This is a genomic window from Paenibacillus sp. VMFN-D1 (genome assembly GCF_003386155.1).
Lineage (GTDB): Bacteria > Bacillota > Bacilli > Paenibacillales > Paenibacillaceae > Paenibacillus_AQ > Paenibacillus_AQ favisporus.
On record NZ_QRDU01000001.1, the window covers coordinates 2,943,065 to 2,968,621 of the forward strand.

The 25,557-nt window shown below is 55.3% G+C and carries 22 protein-coding genes; 11 read left to right on the plus strand and 11 right to left on the minus strand.

Annotation, left to right across the window (positions count from 1 at the left end):
• Positions 1 to 35: 35 nt before the first annotated feature.
• Both helD and C7820_RS13570 read right to left on the minus strand, forming a co-directional pair.
• Entirely contained in the window at positions 36 to 2,387 is a 2,352-nt protein-coding gene (gene helD, locus C7820_RS13565) for an RNA polymerase recycling motor HelD (protein WP_116231321.1), read from the minus strand.
• Between the two features lie 367 nt (positions 2,388 to 2,754).
• Positions 2,755 to 4,575: an adenine deaminase gene (locus C7820_RS13570; protein WP_116231322.1), complete on the minus strand. Its 1,821-nt coding sequence runs from the start codon at positions 4,573 to 4,575 to the stop codon at positions 2,755 to 2,757.
• 206 nt (positions 4,576 to 4,781) lie between these two features.
• On the opposite strand from C7820_RS13570, the gene C7820_RS13575 reads away from it, so the two are divergent.
• The 3 genes from C7820_RS13575 to C7820_RS13585 are packed head-to-tail and all read left to right on the plus strand — an operon-like array spanning position 4,782 to position 7,542.
• Positions 4,782 to 5,726, plus strand: coding sequence for a D-alanyl-D-alanine carboxypeptidase family protein (locus C7820_RS13575; RefSeq protein WP_116231323.1), 945 nt, complete (start codon positions 4,782 to 4,784; stop codon positions 5,724 to 5,726).
• Between the two features lie 24 nt (positions 5,727 to 5,750).
• The gene (locus C7820_RS13580; RefSeq protein WP_116231324.1) at positions 5,751 to 6,440 is read left to right on the plus strand and encodes a response regulator transcription factor; all 690 of its coding nucleotides are present in this window, start codon (positions 5,751 to 5,753) and stop codon (positions 6,438 to 6,440) included.
• Entirely contained in the window at positions 6,433 to 7,542 is a 1,110-nt protein-coding gene (locus C7820_RS13585; protein WP_116231325.1) for a sensor histidine kinase, read from the plus strand. Before C7820_RS13580 ends, C7820_RS13585 begins: the two co-directional genes overlap by 8 nt.
• A 60-nt stretch (positions 7,543 to 7,602) precedes the next feature.
• Here C7820_RS13585 and C7820_RS13590 read toward each other — a convergent pair whose 3' ends face one another.
• Complete coding sequence (locus C7820_RS13590) at positions 7,603 to 8,658, minus strand: aromatic acid exporter family protein (protein ID WP_116231326.1); 1,056 nt, start codon at positions 8,656 to 8,658, stop codon at positions 7,603 to 7,605.
• Between the two features lie 248 nt (positions 8,659 to 8,906).
• On the opposite strand from C7820_RS13590, the gene C7820_RS13595 reads away from it, so the two are divergent.
• Positions 8,907 to 9,416 (plus strand): hypothetical protein, encoded by a 510-nt coding sequence (locus tag C7820_RS13595; protein ID WP_116231327.1) that lies wholly within the window; start codon positions 8,907 to 8,909, stop codon positions 9,414 to 9,416.
• Between the two features lie 39 nt (positions 9,417 to 9,455).
• Here C7820_RS13595 and C7820_RS13600 read toward each other — a convergent pair whose 3' ends face one another.
• The 3 genes from C7820_RS13600 to C7820_RS13610 form a co-directional block, all read right to left on the minus strand.
• Positions 9,456 to 10,538, minus strand: coding sequence for an AI-2E family transporter (locus C7820_RS13600; protein WP_116231774.1), 1,083 nt, complete (start codon positions 10,536 to 10,538; stop codon positions 9,456 to 9,458).
• 116 nt (positions 10,539 to 10,654) lie between these two features.
• A complete protein-coding gene (locus tag C7820_RS13605; RefSeq protein WP_258875227.1) occupies positions 10,655 to 11,296 on the minus strand; it encodes a phosphatase PAP2 family protein in 642 nt (213 codons plus the stop codon).
• Between the two features lie 212 nt (positions 11,297 to 11,508).
• A complete protein-coding gene (locus C7820_RS13610; RefSeq protein WP_116231328.1) occupies positions 11,509 to 11,715 on the minus strand; it encodes a DUF1657 domain-containing protein in 207 nt (68 codons plus the stop codon).
• A gap of 145 nt (positions 11,716 to 11,860) precedes the next feature.
• Here C7820_RS13610 and C7820_RS13615 point away from each other — a divergent pair, with 145 nt between their 5' ends.
• From C7820_RS13615 to C7820_RS13630, 4 genes are all read left to right on the plus strand, one after another.
• Entirely contained in the window at positions 11,861 to 12,721 is an 861-nt protein-coding gene (locus C7820_RS13615; protein ID WP_116231329.1) for a DUF421 domain-containing protein, read from the plus strand.
• Between the two features lie 12 nt (positions 12,722 to 12,733).
• On the plus strand, positions 12,734 to 13,216 hold the full coding sequence (gene spoVAC / locus C7820_RS13620) for a stage V sporulation protein AC (RefSeq protein ID WP_116231330.1): 483 nt from the start codon (positions 12,734 to 12,736) through the stop codon (positions 13,214 to 13,216).
• A gap of 8 nt (positions 13,217 to 13,224) precedes the next feature.
• The gene (gene spoVAD / locus C7820_RS13625; RefSeq protein WP_076168471.1) at positions 13,225 to 14,235 is read left to right on the plus strand and encodes a stage V sporulation protein AD; all 1,011 of its coding nucleotides are present in this window, start codon (positions 13,225 to 13,227) and stop codon (positions 14,233 to 14,235) included.
• Between the two features lie 221 nt (positions 14,236 to 14,456).
• Positions 14,457 to 15,641, plus strand: a complete 1,185-nt coding sequence (locus tag C7820_RS13630; protein WP_116231331.1) for a foldase protein PrsA — start codon at positions 14,457 to 14,459, stop codon at positions 15,639 to 15,641.
• 160 nt (positions 15,642 to 15,801) lie between these two features.
• Here C7820_RS13630 and C7820_RS13635 read toward each other — a convergent pair whose 3' ends face one another.
• The 3 genes from C7820_RS13635 to C7820_RS13645 all read right to left on the minus strand — a co-directional run bounded on the left by C7820_RS13635 (position 15,802) and on the right by C7820_RS13645 (position 19,282).
• Complete coding sequence (locus C7820_RS13635; RefSeq protein ID WP_116231332.1) at positions 15,802 to 17,226, minus strand: NAD-dependent succinate-semialdehyde dehydrogenase; 1,425 nt, start codon at positions 17,224 to 17,226, stop codon at positions 15,802 to 15,804.
• Positions 17,227 to 17,553: 327 nt separating this feature from the next.
• Positions 17,554 to 17,943 (minus strand): hypothetical protein, encoded by a 390-nt coding sequence (locus C7820_RS13640; RefSeq protein WP_116231333.1) that lies wholly within the window; start codon positions 17,941 to 17,943, stop codon positions 17,554 to 17,556.
• Between the two features lie 79 nt (positions 17,944 to 18,022).
• Positions 18,023 to 19,282 (minus strand): MFS transporter, encoded by a 1,260-nt coding sequence (locus tag C7820_RS13645; RefSeq protein ID WP_076168479.1) that lies wholly within the window; start codon positions 19,280 to 19,282, stop codon positions 18,023 to 18,025.
• Positions 19,283 to 19,626: 344 nt separating this feature from the next.
• On the opposite strand from C7820_RS13645, the gene C7820_RS13650 reads away from it, so the two are divergent.
• The 3 genes from C7820_RS13650 (at position 19,627) to C7820_RS13660 (ending at position 22,299) form a co-directional block, all read left to right on the plus strand.
• Positions 19,627 to 20,403 (plus strand): ABC transporter permease, encoded by a 777-nt coding sequence (locus tag C7820_RS13650; protein WP_116231334.1) that lies wholly within the window; start codon positions 19,627 to 19,629, stop codon positions 20,401 to 20,403.
• Complete coding sequence (locus C7820_RS13655) at positions 20,400 to 21,200, plus strand: ABC transporter permease (RefSeq protein ID WP_116231335.1); 801 nt, start codon at positions 20,400 to 20,402, stop codon at positions 21,198 to 21,200. The genes C7820_RS13650 and C7820_RS13655 overlap by 4 nt, the downstream gene beginning before the upstream one ends.
• A gap of 88 nt (positions 21,201 to 21,288) precedes the next feature.
• Positions 21,289 to 22,299 (plus strand): ABC transporter ATP-binding protein, encoded by a 1,011-nt coding sequence (locus tag C7820_RS13660; RefSeq protein WP_116231776.1) that lies wholly within the window; start codon positions 21,289 to 21,291, stop codon positions 22,297 to 22,299.
• Positions 22,300 to 22,398: 99 nt separating this feature from the next.
• Here the strand turns inward: C7820_RS13660 and rfbA are convergent, their stop codons facing one another.
• Positions 22,399 to 23,286, minus strand: coding sequence for a glucose-1-phosphate thymidylyltransferase RfbA (gene rfbA / locus C7820_RS13665; protein ID WP_116231336.1), 888 nt, complete (start codon positions 23,284 to 23,286; stop codon positions 22,399 to 22,401).
• Between the two features lie 59 nt (positions 23,287 to 23,345).
• The gene (locus C7820_RS13670; protein ID WP_116231337.1) at positions 23,346 to 25,529 is read right to left on the minus strand and encodes a right-handed parallel beta-helix repeat-containing protein; all 2,184 of its coding nucleotides are present in this window, start codon (positions 25,527 to 25,529) and stop codon (positions 23,346 to 23,348) included.
• Positions 25,530 to 25,557: the final 28 nt, after the last annotated feature.

The window sequence follows — 25,557 nt, forward strand, 5'->3', positions numbered from 1 at the left end:
CCGGATATGGCGGAACTACCGGTCCATGCCTGATTCTATGCCAAAACGTATTTATTCTCCGCCACATCCGTGATGAAGCGGCTGGGCTCGCCCAGGCTGTATACATGGAGCTGGTGCATCGCCCGGGTACAGGCCGTATAGAACAGCTTCCGCTCGGACTCCCGGCTGTATTGGCCTTCCGACGCGTCATAGATGATGACCGCATCAAACTCGACCCCTTTTGCCAAGTAGGATGGAATGACCAGCGTCCCGTTAGCGAAGGAAGGGGTCGTTTTCGTGATCTTTTTCAGTGGCAGGCGGTCCTTCAGCGCTTCGTAGACCGTCTCGGACTCCTCCGCCGTTTTGCAGATGATGGCCGTGTGCTCGTAGCCTTTGGCGTTCAGCTCCATAATGTCCGTGACGATCCGGTCATGAAGCTCTTCCCGGTCCTGTTGAACCCGTACGAGCGGCTTCTCCCCGTTCCGGTTAAACGGCACGATCGCTTCCCCGCCCGGCATCATGCTCCGGGTAAAATCCACGATCTCATACGTCGAACGGTAGCTGCGGGTCAGCGAAATGACCTCCGTCTCTTCCGGGCCATACAGCTCTTGCAGCGACGCCAAACTCCCGCCGAGTACACCGGTATGCGGGTAGATTCCCTGATTCAGGTCGCCCAGCGCTGTCATGCGCGCCCGCGGAAACAGCCGCTTGAGGTATTCCAGCTGGAACGGAGAATAATCCTGAACTTCGTCGATGAACACATGCCGGATCAAGCTGTTGACCTGGAAGCCTTTCATCAGCTCCTGCATGTACAGATATGGCGTCGCATCCTCGTAGGACAGCCTTCCCTCCATGAGATCCTGAACTGTCTGGGCGCCGATCTCATGATACCGCTCCGGCAGATCGCCTGTACCGCTGACCCTGGTAAACAGCTCCTCATTGACGAACAGCTCACGGTACAGCGCCTTGACGTCGACGAACCGCTTGCGCTTGATCCATTTGCGAACCGGCTTCAGCCACTCGTTGACGATCATTTTGGCCAGCAGGTTCCGTTCGCGCTCGTGATCGTCGAAGGTGTCTTTTTTGGACGCAAGCTTTCTGCGGACATGAGTGTACGCCTTTTGGTATTCCTCCGCGCTGAGCAGCTCAATCTGGTCATCGACCCAGGCCGCCTTCCGCTCCTGCTTCGCAAAGGCGGCAAGCTCCTTCTGCAGCCACTCCCGCATCAGCTCGATCCGGTTGGCCAGGCGAACCGCAGGGTCATAGCTGTAAAATTTCTCCTTCATCGCTTCAGCCGAAACGATAAGATGCCCCTTGAAGCGGATCGGCTTAAAGATCATGCCGTCATGCTCCAGATAATCCTTGTAGCTGCGGATGATATTCAGAAACGCCGGCGAGGCCTTGAAGGCAATCGACGCCTTTTTATTCTCGAGCCATTCCCCTTCCTCCGCATTCAGAATCGACTCCATTTGCGAAAACACGTCTTCCAGGTCGTATTCCTTGCTGAGCCGGTGTTCCAGGTACGCCTGGAACGTCGTCTGCATCATGTTCTCCTCGCCCAGCTCCGGCAGGACGGTGGAGACATAGCTGTTAAACAGCGGGTTGGGGGAAAACAGAAGCACCTGATCGGCCTTCAGAATTTCCCTGTATTTGTAGAGCAGATAGGCGACGCGCTGCAGGGCCGCAGACGTCTTGCCGCTCCCGGCCGCCCCCTGCACGACCAGCATCCGGCTCTTGTCGTTCCGGATCACGGCGTTCTGCTCCTTCTGAATCGTCGCCACGATGCTTTTCATCTGGCTGTCGGAGCTGTGGCTGAGCACCTGCTGCAGCAGCTCGTCGCCGATGGTGACGCCGGTGTCGAACATGACGTCGATCCTGCCGTCCTTAATGACGAACTGACGCTTCAGCTCCATCGTCCCTTCAATTTCGCCGCCGGGTGTTTGGTAGGAAGCCGCCCCGGGCGCACCGTCGTAGTACAGGCTGGAGACGGGAGCCCGCCAGTCGTACACGAGGAAGGTCTCCTGGTCGTCATCCAGGAACGAAGCGATGCCAAGGTAAATCTGTTCCGTCTGCTTCTGACCGTTTTCCGTAAAATCTATCCGGCCGAAATACGGCGATTTCTCCAGCAGCCGCAGCTTCTTCAAGGATTCAAAAGCCTGCAGATGGCTGCGCTCGCGCTCCGACAGCACCTGGGACTGCTGCCGCAAGCTGGTCGAGGTCTCTCCGAGGTCGTCGGCGCTGCTGAAGTTGACGCGGACCTCATCCCAGAAATCCTTTCTCAGCTCCACGACATCTCCCCGGACCGTCCCGACCTCCGCTTCAAGCGCTTTTTTGCGGCGGGCGATTTTCCCGGTGACCTGAGTAACCCGCTCCTGCTTCTGCTGCCAGTCCTGATCGTTTAAATCCATGCCGATATCCATCCCCTTTTTTATGTTTGACAAACCCATCCCAATGTGATAAAATCCGTATAGGATTATTATTTTTATTTGTTTCGTTTTAGAGTCACAAGTTCTATATTACCAACTTTTGAATTGTAAATCAATGCAGGATAAGGGGAGCCGAAGGCTCCCCTTTTTGGCGTACCTCGTTCTTCCAGGAGGGCTGTGGCATCGCCCCGATTTTCTTCGTGACTCAACCTGTATCTTATTATAATTCGCGGACAGCCCGTCCGTTTCCTTTTACTTCACCCAATCTTTGCCTCGCCAAAAAAGACCGGCGGGCCATATATGGCGCCCGCCGGTTCGTATGTTGTCTGCCCCTCATCAAATTCCTTGCTTAGCTCCGGAACAGCGGCACAATCTCAATGCCTTCCGCCGAAATTCGGACCAGCCCTTTATCCGACAGCCGCAGCTCCGGAATGACGACCAGCGCCAGAAGCGACAGCGTCATGAACGCGTTGTTCAGCAGGCAGCCGGACTGAATCAGCGCCTGGCTGATCGCTTCGGACTGGCTCGCGACCGTTTCAAACGGCTGATCGGACATCAGGCCGCCGACCGGCAGCGGAAACTCCGTCCGGCCCGTGCGCGTGAGCATCACGACGCCGCCCTGCATCTCGGCCACGCGGTTTCCCGCCTGCGCCATCAGCCGGTCATCATTGCCGATGACCGTTACGTTATGGCTGTCATGGGCCACGGTCATTGCGATGGCTGCCGGTTCTTCAAAGCCGATCCCCGCCACGATGCCGAGCGCATGGCCTCCGCCTTGACCGTGGCGTTCAAATACCGCCATTTTGCAGAGGCCGCTCTCCGGCGTAACGCGAAGCGTCGAATCTTCCACCGGCACGTTCACCCACGTTTCCTTCGTCTCCACATGGTTCTCCACGACCCCAATCGCCCGGACCTCAACCGTTCCGCCCGTCTGCGGCGCGGCGATGACCAAATCCCGTTCTTCTATCGGACGCCCCAATTTGACGGTCCCGTACGCCTCTGCCGGTATGGCATAGGGCTCCCACTCGGCGGTCATCCGGCCTTCCTCCGCCACAACCTGTCCGGCCGCGATCGTCATCGTGACGTTCACGTCGGCCAAATTCCCGTCCAGCAAAATGATGTCCGCGCAGAGCCCGGGAGCGATCGCCCCGATGTCTCTGGCCACCCCGAACCGTTCGGCCGTATTGATCGTGGCCATCTGGAAGGCCGTTACCGGCTTGACGCCCTGCGCAATGGCGTGGCGGACGACAAAATTCATATGCCCTTCGTTCATCAGCGACTCAGAGCTACGGTCGTCCGTGACCAGAATCATGCGCCGGGTATCCAGGCCGCCTTCGGTATGCGCCTTGATGGTGGCCGCAACGTCATGCCAGGCCGAGCCCTGCCGCATCTTGGCGTACATGCCGAGCCGGACGCGCTCGATGACATCCTCCGCACTCACGCATTCATGGTCTCCGTTAATGCCGCTTGCCGCATACACCGGAAGCCTCCAATCCCCGGAGCTCCATGTAAAGTGGCCGTCCGCGTATTTCCCGGCCCGCAGCGTCGCCTCGATCTCCCCGATCATTTTGTCGTCGCCGTATACGACGCCGGGAAAGTTCATCACTTCGCCCAATCCGATCATATCCGGCCCCCAGCTGAGCGCTTCCGCCACTTCTTCTGGCCCGATGTAAGCCCCGGTGGTTTCCAGCCCGGGGTGGGTCGACGGCACGCAGGATGCGACCTGCATATAGGCGGCCAGAGGCGTCGTTCTGGCTTCCTCCAGCATGAAGCGAAGGCCCGGCAGTCCGAGGACGTTCGAAATTTCATGCGCATCGAAAAACCCGCCGGTCGTGCCCAGCGGAAGCACCGCTCTGGCGAATTCGGTTGCCGTAAGCTGCGTGCTCTCAATATGACAATGTCCGTCCAGCAGTCCGGGTGCTGCATATTTGCCTCCGGCATCAATGACCACGGTCCCTTCGCCGATGGTATGGCTCACGTCCTTGCCTACATAAGCGATCCGCGGCCCCTGCACCGCAATGGACATCTCCGGCACGATTTCGCCTGACAAGACGTTGACCAGTCTCACGTTCAGAATGACGAGGCTTGCTTTGCGGTCCCCGCGGGCGGTGGCGACCAAATCCCGGACGCAGTCGGCCATCGGGAGTCTTTTCCAAGTGTTGTTGTGCATTGTAAACCCTCCATTCTCTCTATCTCGATCGATGTCTGTAGCTTTATCCATTCTGCCGGACGGCATTAGGTTAGTCATATTATATATCCGAACAGGGACGAAAACTTTACATTTCTTAAGATTTTCTTGTAGGGCAATTAAAGTTTGATGGTTAGACTGGTAAAAGAATGAAAGGTATTCAAAACGGATAAACGAGGTATGTTGCCATGAAATCAAAGCAAAAGCAAAAAAGAAAACTGATTGCGCTGGCGCTGCTGTCGAGCTTGACGGTCGCCGCGGCCGTCAGCCTGATCCGGTTTCCCATGATTACGATCAAGGCGCAGGCAGCCGTTCTTATGGATGCGGAGAGCGGAAAGGTATATTATGAGCATAACGGGTCTCAATCACTCCCGCCGGCCAGCATGTCCAAAATGATGACGGAGCTGCTCGTGCTGGACAGCATCCATCAGGGGCGAAGCACCTGGGATGAACCCGTCACCGCCAGCCGGTATGCCGCGAACGTGACGGGTTCCGAGATCGGACTCCGCGAAGGCGAGACGCTGACGCTGCGCCAGCTGTTTGAAGCGATGGTCGTGCACTCCGCCAACGATGCGGCGGTGGCCATTTCCGAACATATCGGCGGCAGCGAGAAAGAGTTCGTCAAACGGATGAACGCCAGGGCCAAGGACATCGGCCTGTCCCCCCAAGCCGTTTTCGCTAATGCGACCGGACTGACTTCAAGCGATCTGCGGCAGTTCAAGTCGGCGTCTTCGCGGGGAGAGACGATGCTGAGCGCGCAGGATGTGGCCAAACTGGCGAAGTGCCTCATTGATTCCTACCCCGAAATTTTAAATATTACGCAGAAGGCCGATGTCAGCATCCCCGAGAAACGAATTACGCTGCATACGACCAACGCGATGCTCCCCGGCGAGCCTTACGCCTATCCGGGCAACGACGGCTTCAAAACCGGGTATACGGAGCGGGCCGGGTACTGCTTTACCGGAACGACCGAAAAGGACGGCAAGCGGGTCATTGCCGTTGTTATGGGAGCGCCCGACACCGAGACCCGGTTCCAGGACGCCGCGGCCATGTTCGATTACGCCTTTGAGCATGCGGACCATCCTGCCCGCAGCTGGCTGACCCGAACGGTCCATGCCGTCTCGAACTTATAGACAAGCACTGATGGAGGTTTATGCATGCGCAACATTATGGTCGTCGACGACGACAAGGAAATCGCCAATCTGATTTCGATTTATTTGCAAAATGAAGGTTTTCACGTCATCTGCGCCTATCATGGCGAGGAGGCGCTCCAGCTGCTGAACGAGCAGCCGGTCGACCTCATCGTGCTGGACGTGATGATGCCCAAACTGAACGGCCTTGAGGTCTGCCGCCAGGTTCGGGAGAATGAGTCGACCATTCCGATTCTGATGCTCAGCGCCAAGACCGAAGATATGGACAAAATCCTCGGCCTGATGACGGGCGCCGACGATTACATGATCAAGCCGTTTAATCCGCTGGAACTGACCGTGAGGGTCAAAACGCTCCTCCGGCGTTCTTTTCAATATAATGAAGCGAAAGAACAGACGGATTCCACCCTTCGGATTCACGATGTGGAGATCAACCGGACTTCCCATAAGGTAACTGCCCGCGGGACCGACGTACAGCTCACCGGCCGTGAATTCGATATTCTCCACCTCCTCGCCTCCCATCCGGGAAGAGTGTTCAGCGCCGAGGAAATTTTCCAGCGGGTCTGGAAGGAGAAGTATTACGTCTCCAACAATACGGTCATGGTTCACATCAGCAACCTCCGCGACAAGCTGGAGAAAGAACTGGGCTACAAGCTGATCCAAACCATGTGGGGAGTTGGCTATAAAATCGATGCGTAGCATATTTAACAAGCTGCAGTGGAAAATCGTCACGTTATTTTTCCTCAGCGTCGCCCTGACGTTCGCTACGCTGGTGATCGTCAAGCCGATCCTGCAGGCGGTGTACGACGATCATTTCAAAGCGCTGTATCCCTTTGTGGAAGCGATCATCCGGGTCAACCGGATTTTCGGGTTTTCCGTGTGGCAGGCCGTCGTCGTCATTATGCTGTTCATTTTTTACTGCATGATTCTAAGCTGGGGCACGACCCGGAATTTGACCAATATCATCCGCGGAGTTCAGCGCATGTCTTCCGGCAATACGGATGTCCAGATTCCGGTTCGCTCCAAGGATGAGCTCGGGCTGCTCGCCGGGCAGATCAACGCGCTGGTCTCCCAGCTGGAAGCCTCCAGGGAGGAGGAGCGTCTGGCGACCCAGGCCAAAAACGATCTGATCACCAACGTTTCCCACGATCTCCGCACGCCCCTGACGTCGATCATCGGCTATCTCCGGCTGATTGAGGAAGACAAATACAAGGACGAGGTGGAGCTGCGGTACTATGTCAATATCGCCTATGAGAAATCCAAACGGATGAATCGGCTCGTGAACGATCTGTTCGACTATACCCGGATGGGCTTCGGCCAAATTCCGCTGCACCGCACCCCTATCGATCTCGTGCAGCTGATCGGTCAGCTGACCGCGGAATTTTCGCTCCAGCTGCGCAACCAGGACATGGAGATCGTCTTCTCGCCGCCACAGGAGAAGCTGATGATCCAGGCCGATGGCGACAAGATCATGCAGGCGTTTGAGAACCTCATTACCAATGCGATGCGCTATGGTAATGACGGGAAGCAGATCCGGGTCGAGGCCAAGAAGTCGGAGCAGGAGGCCGAGGTCCGGGTCATCAACTACGGACCGCCGATCCCGCCGATGGACCTCCCTTATATTTTCGAACGCTTCTACCGCGTCGAGAAATCGCGTTCCCTGGACACCGGCGGCGCCGGTTTGGGGCTGGCCATCGTCAAAAGCATCATCGAGCTGCATGACGGACAGATTTATGCTTCGAGCAGCACGGCGGAAACGGCGTTTATCGTGAAGCTGCCGCTGATCGATCTGAAGGCTTGAAATTTAAAACCCCGGTCAACTGCTTTTCTGCCGCAGATGACCGGGGTTTATGCATTCCTTTTATTTTTTAATCCACGATGCCCAAAATCCGGATTCATCGTCATCGGTTTTGTGATAATGCTCAACCAAACGGTTAAGCCGCTCCAGCTGATACCCGTAATCGTACATCGTGGCCCCCACGATGGACAAACGCAGTCTGCCTTCGGGTTCCTCGATGGCCAGGCTCAGCACGCCCTGGATAAACGCGGTGTTTTCCTGGTCCAGCTGCGACGCTTCCAGGCAGTTCGGCTTGAGTTTCTCCTCGAATTTGAGCAGGATGTGCTCGTGAAACTTGATCAGCCGCTCCAGCTGTTCGTCAAAGATCCGGTCAATGCCGGCTTCCCGGTCCGACTGGAAATAATGCTCCTCCACCGCGTCCAGCACTTCGAGCCCTTTCCGCAGAGCATTCAGCATCTGCTTATAGACGACCAGCAGCCGGGTTTGGCTGAAGGAGGCCCGCTTCATCTTCTTCTGCTCCTCTTCAAACAGCTGATATTTGCTCGACAGCGATTTGATGGCATCCTCCAGCTCGCGCTTTTTATCACGGAACACATTTTCCTTGATTTCGTCCGAAATGGCCGTCCGCATGAGCAGCGACATCCGGTCGAACGTATTTTGGATCTGCCCGATAAACTGCTGCTTGGGCTTCGGCGGAAACAGCAAAATATTAATTAAAAAGGCCGAAACGATGCCGATCAAGCTGAGTGAAAACCGGGTCAGCGCAAACTGCCATTGCCCGGAGGCCTCCATCACGGCAATGACCGTAACCAGCGTCAGGCCGATCGTATCGCCCATCTTCAGTTTAAGACATATCATGATGACCAGGATGCACACCAGGCCGACGGCAATCGGCTCGTTCGAGAACACCTGGCCTGCCAGCAGTGCCAGAACGGCTCCCAGTGTATTGGTCTGGAGCTGGTCCAGAAAGTACCGCCATGAGCGGTAAATCGACGGCTGCATGGCAAAGATGGCCGCCACAGCCGCCATCACCGGCGAAGACAAGTTAAGCCAAATGCTGATATATAAAGCGAGGGTAACCGCGATTCCCGTCTTTAACATCCTCGCGCCAAAAGTCACGCTCACCCCTCCTAATTCCATCGATGTATAGATTGAACTAAAGTTTTCATTGTTCTATATAGTACATATTGTATCGTCTTCCCGAATTAATTACCCGGTGAAGCCCTTTGTGATACCAAACCAAATATTACAGCCGGGGCCGAGGGCCCAGCATCTTTGAATATACATGTATGTTTTTCCAAATCAGGCGCATAATAGGACAGAAAAAATAAAGCATGACCCAATTCAACCAAGAGGTGAACTGACACATGAATCCAATCAAAAACGCGCTGCTGGCCGGTACGCTGGCCTGCATCGTGTTCGCAGGATCCCACGGCATGGCATTCGCCGACCCGGCGCCTGTTACTCCCCAAACGGACGACTCCCCATCTGCCCATATAGCTACGCCGGATCAGGACCGGAAGGAGAACGGCCATCACATCCGCCATGGACATCACGGCCGTAAGTACATTCTGCTTAAAGACGCTGCGGATCTGCTCGGCATGAGCGTCCAGGATCTCAGCAAGGAATGGAAGCAGGGCAAAACGCTGCAGCAGATCGCCAAGGAGAAAAAAGGCTGGAGCGGCGACGAGCTCGTCAAGAAGATGACAGCCGTCCAAAGCTCCAAAATCGATGCCGCCGTCAAAGCCGGCAAAATGACCCAGGAGCGTGCCGATCAGCTCAAGCAGAAGCTGCCCGCTTCCTTGAAGCGGTTTACCGAGCGGACGTACCGCCCGCACTCGGACCGCACGCAGCCGGGTTCCTACTCGCACATCTAACGCAACGATATCCGCACAATAAAATCCTAACTTCAACCGTTAGGATTTTTTGTGTGGTATTTTTTTGTTCTTCTTGGCGGCTCCAGCGGGTTCATCTTTCGGCCCGTTGACCGGCACCTCCAGCAGATCCAGCAGGAACATGAACACCGGCACGCCGAGAATAAGCCCCCACACCCCAAAGAAGTGCTCGGAGATGATCAGTACAGCAAACGTATAAAATATCGGCAGATGCGTTTTATCCGACATAAACTTCGGATTCATGACGTATGCCTCGAACGCGTGCAGGACGGCCACCATGATCAGGACGTAAACGACCTTCATCACTCCGCCGATGCTGAACGCGATGGCACACAGAGGCACCAGTGAGACGATCACCCCCATGACCGGCACGAGGCCGAGCAGGAAGATCATCAGCCCGAGAGCGAACAGGTTGGGAAATCCGAGGATCCACAGAAACAGCGTGGAAGCCGCTGCGTTAATAATGGAAATCAAAAACTGGACCTCGATCACTTTTCCGAAAGAAAACGTAAATTTTTTCCCGAAATAAGCTAATTCATCATAAAAGTAGGCAAATTTGCTGCTTCTGAACTTATCCGTGAAATGGGTCACTTTCTCTTTCTCCAGCATAAAGAACAAGCTCATGATGATCGCGATGGCAAAATTGATGCCGACCTTGCCGATGTTGGAGATCGTTCCGGTCAGCAGGTTGTAGCCCTGCTTGACGTACTGCGAAATATCAATCTTATGGATGTACTCCAGCACGTAGTCGATGACTTTATTGTCGGTAAGCTCCAGCGGCTTGCTGTAGAACGAAATCACCTGGTTGATCAGCACGTTCAGTTCACCCAGCAGCTTCGGAGCATATTGATAGGTTCCGATCGACAGGGCTCCAAGAAAGATGGCATAGATAATTAGTACGGCAATCTTCTTGCTGATTCCCATTCGGTTCGTAAACCGCCGGGTGAGCGACGAATGAATCCGGTTTACCAGGTACGTAATGATGAAGGTAATCAGAATGAGGTTCATCATGCTCCGGAAGACATACAAAAACAGCACGAGCAAAATGAGGACCATCACTTTTTTAACGGCAGGCAGTTGAACAAAATCTCTTAGCGACGTCATCGGACCGAAGCCATACACCCTTTCCTTTAAAAGATCTTTATGCAATCATATTACGCGAGCGAGGCGTTTTCATGCAAGTTTCTGCCGCCTGATGTACGGTTTTCATTTCCTGGCGCCTATGGCCTTGGCTTCCAGTACTTTTCAAAGATATAAATGGACAGCATCAGCCACGTTGCGCTCGCCAAATACCCGCCGAAGACGTCGCTCGGATAATGCACCCCGAGATAGATCCGGCTGATCCCGATCAGCAGCGTCAGGGCCACCCCGATAACGATCATTGCAATTCTTCCGGCCAGCGCGGGAATATGCCTCCACAGCAAGTAGGTCAGCGTCCCGTACAGGGCGAACGCAGCCATCGAGTGCCCGCTCGGAAAGCTGAATCCGCTGATTTCGATCAGCCTGTGTGTGTCGGGGCGCTGCCGCTGCATCCAATTTTTGATGATGATATTCCAAATTTCCGATCCTCCCACGGACAAGAGAAACATCAGCAGCTCCTTGCGGTGCCGCAAAACCAGCCACAGAAACAGGAATGCGATCACGCTCAGCAGCGTCGCCACGAGCGATGACCCAAGGAAGGTGAAGCCCTTCATGATTCGGGTCAACCCCTCATTCTCCATCCCCTGAACTGCATCGATGATTGATTGGTCAAACCAGGCGATCCGGTCCGCTCCGACCAGGACCATCATGATCACGAACAGTACGCCCAGCACCAGGCTCATAACTAGCAGCTTATTCAGCCGTCCTTGATTTGCTCTCATATCTATATGTACTCCTCTCTCTATAAACCCCCGCTTCTGCCATGCGGTATGACTTTAATATTATCCATGAAGACCCGGCCTTTGTCACGCTTATCCGGAAGCAGAATTTGTCAGCTGCAGCATAAGCAAAAAGCACCGGCAAAACCGGTGCTTAAGGCAAAACGTTATTGGACTGGAGCGGTATGGCCTGATATGGGGGTTCAATTAAAGAATTAGAATCCTTTATATTGAGGCTCCTCGTTTTCAAGCTGTTGTACCCGGCTTTCCACCTGCTGCACGATTTGCTGGGTTTGTTGGGCAGCTTGAGTGAACAGGTTTTTAGCTTCCTGGTTTTGCGTGCTGAGAGCAAACGTCTCCAAGCTGGCTTGGGCGCTTTTCAGGGATGCAAGTGTCGTTTTGACTTGGGATGCAACGGTCATTGTTACTTTCACCTCCTTTACAGGATAAGTACGAAACATAATCTAACCTGCCTGAAATCAAAAAATTCATAAAACGAGAAGATGCTGCAAATAATTTTGTTATCCGCGTTTAAAGCAAAGATCTGGAATGGAGGTATTTATAGATATGCCGGATTGGATAGAGGTTATCGTTCGGACTTTGGCTTCTGTGGTCTTTCTGTTTGCCTTGACCCGTCTCTTGGGCAAAAGACAAATCTCCCAGCTGTCCTTCTTCGAGTACATTACGGGGATCACGATCGGTGACCTGGCGGCCTCCATCTCGCTTGATTTGAAAGCCACCTGGTACCTTGGCGTCATTTCCCTCGCCGTGTGGGTAGCCGTTTCGCTCATGATTGAATTTTTGCAGTTAAAGAGCAAGAAAGCCAGGGATTTCATTGACAGCACCAGTACCGTGCTGATCAAGGACGGCAAGATTATGGAGGACAATCTGAAGAAGGAGCGGCTGACAAACGAAGAGCTGATGGAGCAGCTCCGCGGGAAAAACGCCTTTAAAGCGGCGGAGGTTGAGTTTGCGATCATGGAGCCGAACGGACAGATCAACGTGCTGATGAAAAAAGAAAATCAACCGCTGACCCCCACCCATCTCGGCATCAAGGTCGGGCCGGAGAGCGAGCCTCAGACGGTCATACTGGACGGCAAAATCATGGACGAGCCGTTGGCTACAAGGGGCCTGAACCGGCGCTGGGTACATACCGAGCTCGAAAAACTGGGCGTATCGCTGGACAACGTCTTTATCGGGCAGGTGGATGCGTACGGACAGCTGTACGTCGACCTCTTCGACGATCAGATCAAGGTTCCCGAGCCGCAGCAGAAAGCGATGCTGTTTGCGGATCTCAAAAAATGCCAGGCGGACCTGGAGATGTACGGACTTTCAACCAAAAACGAGCAGAACAAGGCGATGTACGAGCAGGTGTCCGCCCAGCTGGAGCAGGTTATCTCGGACGTCAAGCCATTATTAACCCGTTAGGAGTGAAGCATCATGGTCAGCAAAAAGAAAAAGAAACTGACGCCTGTCCAGCAGGAATACCAGGAATTGGCCAAAAAGCGCGAGCCCAGCAAGTTTACGTTCAAAAATTTATACAGGGCCTTTCTCGTCGGCGGCCTGATCTGCCTGCTCGGGCAGGCGGTGCAGCAGATGTTTATCCACTGGTGGGGCTTTGAGGAAAAGGCGGCCTCGAGTCCGACCGTAGGCGTCATGATCATCATCTCCGTCATTCTCACCAGCTTGGGGGTATATGACAAAATTGCCCAGTGGGCGGGCGCTGGAACCGCCGTCCCGGTCACCGGCTTCGCCAACGCCATGGCTTCGGCGGCGATCGAGTACCGCCGGGAAGGGCTCGTGCTCGGCCTCGGCGGCAGCATCTTCAAGGTTGCCGGACCCGTCATCGTGTTCGGTTCGGTCGCAGCCTTTTGCGTCGGCATCGCCTACATCATTTTTGATCCTAATATTGTAGGGGGGTAAGGATTCATATGCTGAAAGGCCATCAAAGCTGGGTGTTCGAGAACAAGCCTTCCATCAAGTCGAAAGCGGCGATCGTCGGCCCGTTTGAGGGTCAGGGTCCGCTGGCCGACGACTTCGATATTATCCACGGCGACATGTATTTGGGACAGGACAGCTGGGAGAAAGCCGAAAAGGCTTTAATGGAGGAAGCGGCCAAAATGGCGGTGCAGCACGCCGGACTGACCGAGGGGCAAATCCAGTTTTTTCTCGCCGGCGACCTGATGAACCAGATTATCAGCAGCAGCTTTTCCGCGAGAACGCTGGCCATTCCTTATCTCGGCCTGTTCGGCGCATGCTCCACGTCGATGGAGAGCCTCGCGCTGGCCTCTTATATCGTCAACTCGGGCGGGGCAAAATACGTGCTCTCCGGAACGTGCAGCCATAATGCCAGCGTGGAGAAGCAGTTCCGGTATCCGACCGAGTACGGCTCCCAAAAGCCCCCCACGGCTCAGTTTACGGTGACCGGGGCCGGAGCGGTCGTCCTGTCGCAGGACGGGGACGGGCCATACGTCACTTCCGCCACGATCGGCCGGGTGGTCGACATGGGCATCAGCGACCCGTTCAATATGGGCGCGGCAATGGCGCCGGCAGCGGTAGACACCATGGAAGCGCATTTCCGCGACCTGCAGATCGAGCCGGGTTACTACGACCTGATCGTTACCGGCGACCTGTCCAAGGTCGGGTATCAAATCGCCAACGATCTGCTGAAGAAGCATAACATTCCGATTCATCAGACGACCTATTCGGACTGCGGCATGATGATTTACGATTACGGTAAACAGAATGTTCAGGCCGGGGCCAGCGGCTGCGGCTGCTCGGCGGTCGTGACGTACGGCCACCTGCTGAACCGGATGCAGCGCGGCGAGCTGAACCGCATCCTCGTCGTAGCAACGGGCGCCCTGCTATCCCCCCTCTCCTATCAGCAGAAGGAGAGCATTCCTTGTATTGCGCACGCCGTATCGATCGAACGGCAAAAATAAAGCATGTAGCTAAGGCCGCTCCATGGGCATTCCCGCCCGGAGCGGTCTTTTATTTGGACACATCGTCTGCTTCCTGATTAAAACCGCCGCAAACAGCCGAATCTTAAAACAGGATTAAAAAAAATCTGTCACAATTTATGTCTTCTTAAGGATTATTTACGGCAAATCTGGTAAAGTGAACCCATAAGCGTTTTGCATATATTAAAGGAGGACAAGATTTAATGACAGACAAAGAAAGAGAATCGTTAAACAACGAAGAGCTGAACAATACCGAAACAACGGGGGAATCATCTGAACGGACCAGCAAACCGGCAGCCCCTTCCGAGAGCGGCGCACCGGTCCTCAGCGAAATGAAGCGCGACGGCGAGACGCCGGCCAAGCCAAATAAAGAGAAGACGCCTGCTCCCAAAGCGTCTGCTGCGGCGTCCGGTCCTGCTCCGAAAGCATGGTCCGGCGGAACTGGCAAGGTATGGATGGCCGTATCGCTCGTGCTTGCCGTCATTCTCGTCATTGTGCTGATCAAGCCTCCTTTTAATTCGGGTAGCAACCCGACGGTAGCGACGGTCAACGGCACGGACATTAAAAAGGACAAGCTCTATGACGCACTGGTGGACGCCGGCGGCAAACAGACGCTGGACAGCCTCATCACGGAAGAGCTGGTCAACCAGGAAGCCAGCAAAAAAGGCATTAAAGTAACCGATGCCGATGTTACCAAGGAAATGGACGATATCAAGAAGGGCTTCAGCAGCGACGAGGAATTCCAGATGGCTCTGCAGCAGTCGGGCATGTCTGTGGAAGACCTGAAGAAGCAAATGAACATGCAGGTGCAAATCCGCAAGCTGCTCGAACCGGAAGTAAAAGTGACCGACGACGATATCAAGAAATATTTTGATGAAAATAAAGCATCCTTCAACACGCCGGAAGAAGTCAAAGCTTCCCACATTCTGGTGAAAACGAAGGAAGAAGCCGAAGGCATCCTGAAGCAGCTCAAGGGAGGCGCCGATTTCGCCACGCTGGCAAAAGAGAAATCGATCGACCCAGGCTCCAAGGACAACGGCGGCGACCTTGGCTTCTTTGCCAAAGGTGTAATGGAAGCACCGTTTGAAGAAGCAGCGTTCAAGCTGCAAAAGGGCGAAATGAGCGGCATCGTGCAGTCCAGCAACGGCTACCATATCATCAAGGTTACCGACCGCAAAGCGGCTCACACGGCTACACTTGACGAGAAGAAGGCTGACATCAAGGAAACGCTGATCACGCAAGGCATTTCTTCCAAAGCGTCGACCTGGATTGCCGACCTCAAGTCTAAAGCCAAAATCACCAACTCGCTGGATGATTCGGCTAACGCGGCAACCGATACAGCTGCAGGCGCAGGCGCAGCCGATACAGCAGCAAATACAACGAAATAACAGCTTGTTATCGAAGAAGCCCGAGGATAATTATCCTCGGGCTTCTTCTTTGTTTTTGAATGGGCGGCTTGCATGAAATCTTGGTCAGAGCTCTGCCTGGTGCATTTCCCGGATGTGGGGCCAGCGCCCAGTCACCGCGCGTTTTCGGCCGCTCCTCCGGTTAGAGCCGGAGCGATACATATTTGACCTCGAGGTATTCCTCGATGCCGAAATGGCCGCCTTCCCGTCCGAGTCCGCTCTGCTTGAATCCGCCAAACGGAGCCTGCGCCGTGGAAGGCAGCGGATCGTTTACGCCGACAATTCCGTATTCGAGTGCTTCGGCGGCGTACAGCGCCTCCTGGATCCGCTCCGTGAAGACGTAAGCGGCCAGCCCGTAAGGACTGCGGTTGGCCCGCTGCACAGCTTCCTCCAGCGTACGGAAGGTCGTAATCGGAGCAAGCGGTCCAAACGTTTCGTGTACCATGCATTCCATGTCGTCCGTCGCCTGTTCAATCACGGTTGGCTGCACGAAGTGTCCGCCGGAATGCTGTAGCGCCTCGCCGCCCGTCACGATGATCCCGCCCTTAGCTTTGGCGTCCTCAATTTGCCGCAGCACTTTGTCCACCGCTTTGGCATTGATGAGCGGACCGATATCCACGCCTTCCTCCATGCCGTTGCCTACCTGAAGCGCGGCTGTCCGTTCCGCCGCTTTGCGGGTGAACTCGCCGGCGATCCGTTCATCCACATACACCCGGTTGGTGCAGACGCAGGTCTGGCCGCCGTTGCGGAACTTGGACTTGATCAGCCCGTCCACCGCTTTGTCCAGATCCGCCGCGGCGGTCACGATAAACGGGGCGTGGCCGCCAAGCTCCAAGGAAATCTTCTTGACGGTTTCGGCCGCTCCCTTCATCAGCTCCTTGCCTACGGCGGTCGAGCCGGTGAAGGAAATTTTGCGCACCCGCTCGTCCTGCTGCCAGCGGCCGGCGATCGCTGCCGCCTCGCCGGTCACCACGTTGATCACGCCAGCCGGAAGTCCGGCCTGGTGTGCGAGCTCAGCGAGCTTCAAGGCCGTGTACGGCGTCTCCTCGGACGGCTTGATCACGACGGTGCAGCCGGCGGCCAGCGCCGGCGCAACCTTGCGGGTAATCATCGACGCCGGGAAGTTCCATGGCGTGATCGCCGCAACGACGCCGACCGGCTGCTTCTGCACCCAGATCCGCTGCGAAGCGGACGAGGCCGGTATGCTCTGCCCATAGACGCGCTTGCCCTCCTCCGCGTACCAGGAAATAAAGCTGTTCGCGTAGCCGATTTCTCCGGCGGCTTCCTTCAGAGGTTTGCCCTGCTCTGTCGTCATAATCCGGGCGAGCTCGTCCGCATGCTCTGCGATCAGGCCGTGCCATTTCATCAGCAGCGCCCCCCGCTCGTCCGCCGTCAGCGCAGACCATGCCGGAAACGCTTCATAAGCCGCATCCGCGGCTTCGCCAGCCTCCTTCGCGCCGCCGTTCGGTACGGTGCCGATCACGTCACCGGTGGCCGGGTTCAGGACGTCGATGTGCTCCGCGGCATCCTTCCAGGCGCCATTTATATACATTTGGTTGATAAACATAAATGATTCCTCCTTGCTCCTAAATTCACCTCTACTTATTCATTATACCCCCGAATGGAAGGTTCACGCGAAAAGACGGACTTTGGTTTAGCCTTGAGGCCATGCTAAATCGTTACCCGGGTGCCTCGTTTGGCGGTTGTGAGGACGCTCCGCGCTCGAATCCTTCCTCCAATCGCTGTTGCCCCCGAATATCCTTGAATCTATTTCAATGGTGGATATTCGGGGACAAAGGCGACCGCTTCGCTTTTCCGGAATGGCTTCGATCTCTCCGCTTCTGCGTGCGTCCGCCTAGCTAAAGCAATAACAACTTCCACCCAATCGGAAGGTTCAAGCGAAAAGCCGGCTTTGCACCAGGCCATCGAGTCGTTCGCTTTGCTGTTGTGACGCGCTGTGTTTGGCGGTTGTGAGGACGCTCTGCGCTCGAATCCTTCCTTCAATCGCTGTTGCCCCCGAATATCCTTGAATCCATTTCAATGGTGGATATTCGGGGACAAAGGCGACCGCTTCGCTTTTCCGGAATGGCTTCGATCTCTCCGCTGCTTCGTGCGTCCGCCTAGCTAAAGCAATAACAACTTCCACCCAGTCGGAAGGTTCACGCGAAAAGCCGGCTTTGCGCAAGGCCATAGAGAGACATTCGCCTTGCTGTTGTGAGGACGCTCCGCCCGTTTGCATAGCTTCAAGCAACAAAAAAACTCCCTCAAGAAGACGGAAGCTCAATTTGCCGTCTTCTTATGGGAGGTACCCTCAACCACTCTCATTCGATTAGGATGAACATTGACCTCTTTTTCTCGAGCCCTCACGAATTCCGCAGAATTTTCCGGCCGAGACTGACCGTCAGCAGCAGCATGCTCAGGCCGACGACGATCTGCACGCCATAGATCCGGGTCCATTCCGGCCAGTGGCCGATGAGCTCGTAAAGATTGCCCCCGATCAGCGGGCCAAAGAACGCTGCGACACCCGTAATCGCCGCGTACATCGCCATATACATCGGGCGCTCCGCCTTCGGCGTGTCACCGATCATGAAATTGAACGCCAGCTGGTTGAATCCGCCGACACCGATGCCAAAAATCATATGTGCCGCAATCAGTACAGGCAGCATCGGCAGCACCGACAGCAGCCCCCAGCACAGGCAGGATAATGCGATGATCGGCAGCGTCCAGAACAGCAGCCTGCGGTTGCTGTGCCGAACGTTCAGATTCCCCCACACATAGAAGCTGGCCATCATGGACACCGTTTGCAGCACGTTCAGCAGCGACAGCGTCTGGTAGTTGATGTGCAGCATTTCCAGCATGACGTACGAATACAGCGGCACAACCAGGTTTTGCAGAAACAGGAATCCGGCCAGGAAGAGCGTCGCCTTCAGAAAAGAAGCGTCGCGCAGCGGTTTTTTCAGCATCGGGATAAAACGCTTCTCCGAGGACCGCTCAAACGGAATGTCCGGATAGAAGAAGAACACGGCGATATTGGCCGCAATGCAGACCCAGACGATGATATAGAGCAGCAGAAATCCCTTTCCGCCCGGCTCATGATCGAGGATGACTCCACCCCCGTACATCACCAGCGTTCCGAGCGCATTCAGAATCGTGTTCCGGATGCCGAAGTACCGTCCTCTGACTTTGGGGTGGACCATATCGCTGATAAGCGAGTTCCACAGAATGCCCCCCAGCGTATTGAACATGAAGGCCACCGTGTACAATACGATAAACGCGGGCACCCAGTATGGCTTCGGGACAATAAACGGCACGAGACCGGTGCTCCCCCAAATGACCCGGTGCACGGCTACGAACAGCACCAGCGTCCACTTCCGGCTGCGCAGCCTCTGGATCAGATACGCGGCAAAAATTTGGACGATATTGACAAAAGTCGTGATCGCCAGCACGAATCCAATCTCACCCGAGCTTGCGCCTAGGTACAGCAGATAACCGGTCAAAAACTGCCCGCCGAGCAGGGTCATAAACATCACGGCCGGGATGCCTTCCAGGCTGGCTACCCTCAGGTTTCTGCGCTGCATGGAAGTCTTGCGGCGGTGCTGCGGCCGCGTCTTGAATGATATCATCGGGTACTCTCCTCCGGTGCCTTCAAACCGAATCATTTTGTCGTTTTCACTTCGTCTTTGCTCCCATTCTACTCGGAAGGAAGGGCAAGTCAATATGCGCCGGACCGCCTCTGTTTACAAAAATAATTGTGGGAAATCACGTGGTAAAAGCGGCAAGAAAGCGTTATAGTGGAATGTCATGACGCTGCATGCGCATGGCAGCAGGCAAGGATGTATCCGCCTCCGACCTAAAACTTTTCCTTGTCGCACTATCCTATTTTTGGTATGATGGAAATCCTTCTCACTCACCCGCCTTGACTGAAGTTGACGGTTCTCGTCGCCACAAAACTTATCGGAGGTGTGTAATGCTTTATTTCTCACTTGCTTCAAAAGCGTATGCGCGCAACCTGCAGTATCGCGGGGCCCATATGCTGCACAACGTTGCAAGCGCCCTGTTCGGCTACCTGTATGCCTGCATCTGGATCGGCATCGGCCAGGACAGGCCGCTCGGCGAATACGACGTGCAAGGGATGATCGGCTACATCGCTTTTACCCAGGCATCGCTGTGGATTTCCGGATTTACGACCAATGGGCTGGGCATTCCCCAATCGGTCAGGACAGGCCAGATCTCGTTGGATCTGATGCGCCCGGTTCATCTGTTCGTTCATTTGATGTGCCGGGAATGGGGTCAAATCGCGTACCAGTTTGTGTACAAGTCCGTTCCGATCTATCTGCTGTACGTCCTCGTATTCTCCCTGTCGCTTCCGCAGCAAGTCACCACCCTGCTTCTGGCACTGGCCGGTTTGGCCGCGGCCGCCTATTTATCGATCTGCATGAATTACATCATCGGGGCTACGGCCTTGTGGACCACGGAATCCAGCTGGCTGTATTGGATGAACCATGCCCTGATCAACCTGCTGGCAGGCTTCTTCATTCCGGTGGAATGGCTGCCGCGCTGGCTGCAAACGGTTTCCTGGCTCTCCCCCTATCCTTACCTGCTGTACGTACCGACCCGGATTTACCTCGGGTTTGAGGATGCCTCCCGGCTGCTGGGCTCTCTCGTATGGTGCGTACTGATGACTCTGGCTTGTCTTGGCGTAACGGCGGTCGTTCGCCGCAAGGTGGAGGTGCAGGGCGGATGAACATACGGTATTGGCTTCATCTGTATTTCGTATTGATCCGGTCCAGTGTCCGCAGCGGGATGCAGTATAAAATGAACTTTCTGCTTGGGATGTTTCTGGCCGCCGGGATCCAGATCGCCGAGTTTCTCATGATTGCCATCGTGCTGAACAAGTTCGGCGCGGTGAAAGGCTGGTCGCTCTATGAAGTCGGCTACCTGTTTGCCGTCATGACGCTGTCCAAGGCGCTGTACCGCAGCTTTGCCAATGATGTTCATCATCTCGAGAACTACCTGACGTCAGGCGACCTGGATCAGCTCCTGACCCGGCCGGTCCCTGTTCTGCTAGCCCTGATGTCGCAAAACTTCCGGATGATGCCGGGGGAACTGCTGCAGGGCGGATTTATTCTGAGCTGGGCGCTGCACGGGATGCTGCAGGCCGGGCAAATTACCTGGATAGCGGTTCCCTTCACTTTTCTGGTGATCTTTACAGGAGCAGTCATCCTGTTCGCCATCGGTCTCGCCACCGCTACCGCCGGGTTCTGGCTGACCCGAATCAACGAGCTGCAGACGCTGACGGAGGACGCCTCCCAGACCGCGGTCCGTTACCCGCTGGTCTTGTATCCTGTCTGGCTCCGGTCCATCCTGCTCGTCGTCATTCCCGTCGGTTTTGTCAATTATGTACCTTCGCTGTTTATCCTGCGCAGGGAGCTGGGCGCCTGGGTCCTGCTTGGCATCGTCCTGGTGGCGGCAGTCTGCCTCTTCGCCAGCATGAAATTGTGGACATTCGGCATGTCCCGTTACCAAAGTACCGGAAGCTAGAAAGGAGAAGATCGATATGGGAATCATGACAGAAGCAGCCGTACGAACGGAGTTGGAACGGTCGGCGGATAAGGATCGGCCCCAGCCGATGATTGAAGCCAGGGGGCTGCACAAGCAGTTTAAAACGCCTGTGGTCAAGGAGGGGAGCTTCGCGGGCATCCGAACCTTGTTTACGCGGGAATACCGCGTCAAGGAAGCGGTGAAAGATATCAGCTTTACGATCAACGAGGGGGATTTTATCGGTTATATCGGGCCGAACGGTGCGGGCAAATCGACGACGATCAAAATGCTGACCGGCATCCTTCATCCGTCATCGGGGGAAGTCCGCATCGGCGGGGTCGATCCTCATCGGCACAGGCGCCGCGTCGTCAGCCGGCTTGGCGTCGTCTTCGGGCAGCGAAGCCAGCTGTGGTGGGATCTGCCGGTCAAAGACTCATACGAAATATTGGCCCATATGTATAAAGTTGGGGACGAGGAGCGAGACCTGCGTCTCGGACAGCTGTCCGAGCTGCTCGGCCTGGGGGAATTTTGGACGACGCCGGTGCGCAAGCTGTCCCTCGGACAGCGGATGCGGGCCGACATCGCGGCCTCGATGCTGCATGATCCGGACGTCCTGTTCATGGATGAACCGACGATCGGCCTCGACGTCACCGCCAAGCGCAGCATCCGCGATTTTCTGAAGACGCTGAATACCGAGTTCGGCAAGACGATCCTGCTGACCACCCATGACATGGACGACATCGAGCAGCTCTGCGAGCGCGTCATGGTCATCAATCACGGGCAGCTCAGCTATGACGGGACGATCGATGAACTCCGGGAGAAGATCGGTCTTCCGACGACGATCCGGGTAACTTTCGCAGGAGCTTGGTCCATCCCGCTACCGCCAGGTGAGAGCCTCCGGCTCCCGCTTGAAGTTCTCCTCCCCACCGGGGAAGCGTTCCGCGTTGTCGAGACCGGACCCGATTACGTCCGGGTTGAAGCGAACCGCCAGCAGATCCGTGCGGTGGACATTCTGCGCGAAATGTCCGCATGGGGCGAAGCAGCCGACATCCATACGGAAGAGCCGGCGTTTGAGGATGTGATCCATAAAGTTTACTGAGGAAGCAAGGAAACAGCAGAGCTGCTGGGCCTGCTCCCCATTCACAGCCGGCCCTCTGCCGCAGAGGTGCCGGCTTTTCGTATGTATCCAGCCGATCCATCATTGATAGATGGCTTGGACGTTACCGGCGGCAAGCTGCATGAGATAGGCCCCGTATGCATTTTTGTTCATCCGCTCGGCAAGCAGAGTCAGCTGCTCCCGGTTGATATACCCTTTGGAATAGGAAATTTCCTCAAGGCAGGCCACCTTCAGACTTTGCCTTTTCTCAATCGTCTCAATATATTGGGAAGCCTCCAGCAGCGACTCATGCGTTCCCGAATCAAACCACGAAAAACCGCGGCCCAATATTTCCACACGCAGCTGTCCACGCTCCAGATACATCCGGTTAATATCGGTAATTTCCAGCTCTCCCCTGTCTGATGGTACGATTTGCTTGGCGTAATCCACAACGTTCCGGTCATAAAAATACAGCCCGGTCACCGCGTAATTGGACCTCGGCTCTGCCGGCTTCTCTTGAATGGAAACGGCCCGCCCGTCTGCATCGAACTCCACTACGCCGAATCGGCCGGGATCCTGCACATGGTAGCCGAAGATCGTGGCACCCTGCTCCCGCTGGACCGCCGTCTGCAGCATTTCGGTCAGTCCATGGCCGTGGAACAAATTATCTCCCAGGATCAAAGCCACGCTGTCCCCGCCGATGAACTTCTCGCCGATGATGAACGACTCCGCAAGCCCGTTCGGCTGTTCCTGCACTGCATAAGACAGCCGGATTCCGAGCTGCTCACCTGTGCCGAACAGCTCTTCAAACCGGGGAGTGTCCTGCGGCGTCGATATGATCAGAATATCCCGGATCCCCGCAAGCATAAGAACGGACAACGGGTAATATATCATCGGTTTGTCATAAATCGGCAGCAGCTGCTTGGAAATAATTCTGGTGAGCGGATACAGCCTGGTGCCGCTGCCCCCTGCCAAAATGATGCCTTTCACTTGCGAACAACCCCTCTCTCTACCATCATATGATCTGCACACCACAGGACATCCCTTGATTACGGGTTCACGCTAACGATATTACCGCTGAAATCTCTCCAGTTTGCGCCGTCGTAATAGACCGGCTTTTTCCGAACGGTATCGTAGTATGTGTCGCCTTCGACCGGGATTTTCGACACTTCGGTACTTCTTTTCAAATTGATGAACTTATCCTTCAGCACGACCTCCGCGTACTTGCCGTTGGAATTATTCGGTTTACCGCGGTAGAACAGCCTTCCCGTTTGGGTCTGATAGCTGAAAAATCCCGGCGCATAGTCACCGGACGGGAACCCGGAGGTGCTCTTCTCATCCAGAACGAGCGGGGTCAGCATCGTTTTATCGTATCCTTTATAAAACAACGCCCGCTTGCTGTGGTTATACCATACGGTTCCGGGGTCCACCCCTGTCATGACACCGTTGTTGACGTCGCCCGGCAAGGACGAAAACCGTACGAAAGGGGTCCGTTCGGCAATTTGGTGCCCGGCCCAGGTCAAATCGGCTTCCACATGGTCGTCAATCAATAAATTTTGGGGATTGATATTGCCCCGGATCAGATGGCGGCCTTCCACTACAGAGATGGCTTTTACGATATTTTTTCGACCGGGTCTCGTGTCCATGAGCAGATTCCCTTGAATCAGGCAGCAGTCGGCATTGAACAAATTAATCCCGCAGATCTGGTCATGATTGGTCGCGGGGCTCAGGTCAAGGTTGTTCCAGTTCAAGATCCGGTTGCTCGTGATGATGATATTCTGGCACCGGGACTCTGGATATTTCGGTCCGTTGACCAGTGCAATCCCGGAGGTAGGCACATTCTCGATCGAATTGCCGTCGATAATGACGTCCTTCGTCGCAAAAATGTTGATCGCCCCGAAGCTGTACTCCTTCATCGCGGGCGCACTGATGCTGTTCCCCTCGATCACGCCCTGCCTGACACCCCAAAATTCGATCCCGTTATACCGGTTATTGATGCAAATATTGTTTACGACCGTTATATCATAGGTTTCGTATTGTTTGGAAGCAAACGCCGTAATCCCTTCCTGCCCGTTCCCGATCACGATATTGCCTGCGGCAATGTTGCTGAAGCAGGCCCGGGACGCAGCGTCCGCAATCCCTGTATTGGTGTCGAAGCAGATGCCCTGACCGCCGCAGTTTTCCACATAGTTATTGACGATTTGGCAGTAGCTGGAGGAGGAAATATTGATTCCCGTATTGCTGTTCGGATCTGCGCCGTTGAACAAGGTCTGATTTCGGATCTGGTTGCCCTGAACGAGCATACGGGTACAATCGTTAAGGTATATGAATCGTTCGTCCTTGTTGGCGGACTCCACGATGCGGTTATCCATAAGCTGTCCGTCTTCGGACTGGTAGATATGCCATCCCTCCACATTTTGACGAACCCGGAGGTTCCGGATGACGAAATCCGAACTGGATAGGATGTTCAAGCTGATGGGTCCTTCAAGGTCGGCTACCTCGAATCCGGCTGCTCCGGAAGCGGTCAGTTTTGCATCCTGACCCGCGGTAAACGGCTCCAGTACTGCACCCTTCTCTCCTCTCAGCTTCATACGGCTCTGAAGCTTGATCTCCCTGATTTTGTACGTTCCTGCAGGCAGGACCACGGTCGCCCCCGAACCGTCCGCTGCGTTGACGGCGGCCTGAATGCCGGCTGAATCGTCCGCGTTCCCGTCGGCAGCCGCTCCGAACCACTGCGGATAATATTCGGCCAGCGCCCCTTTCACGATGCCTGAACCTGTAAAGATGGGGTACAATCCGGCCTCCACGCCGCCGTTAATGGTCAGCACTTTTCCTTGTGCGATGTTCAGCCGGGCCCCGTTCATCAAGCGAAGGGTAATGCCCGGATCCACCACCGTATCGGCCGGGATCGGATAATCTCCCGCGGGGACTACGAGCACGCCACCCCCTTGGGCCTTCAACCGGCTCAGGGCATCAGCGAAGCCTGCGGCGGCAGGGACGCTCAGCCAGGATAAACCGAGCTTGTCGGCAGTGACCGAATGTTCGGCGATTTTGGTCGTCACCACAGCCCCATCCACCAGATTGGACGTCCCCACCGAGTTCAGCGGAAGATTCCCGCTTGTCGCTTCAGCCGCCGATATGGAAGCGATTTTCTTCTCCGGCTTGGCGCGGCCCCTGTTTCCCCGCTGCCCTATCCCCTTCTTCTGCCGATGCCTATCAAAAAGACGACCCATAGGCAAAACCTCCCCATCAACGAATGTC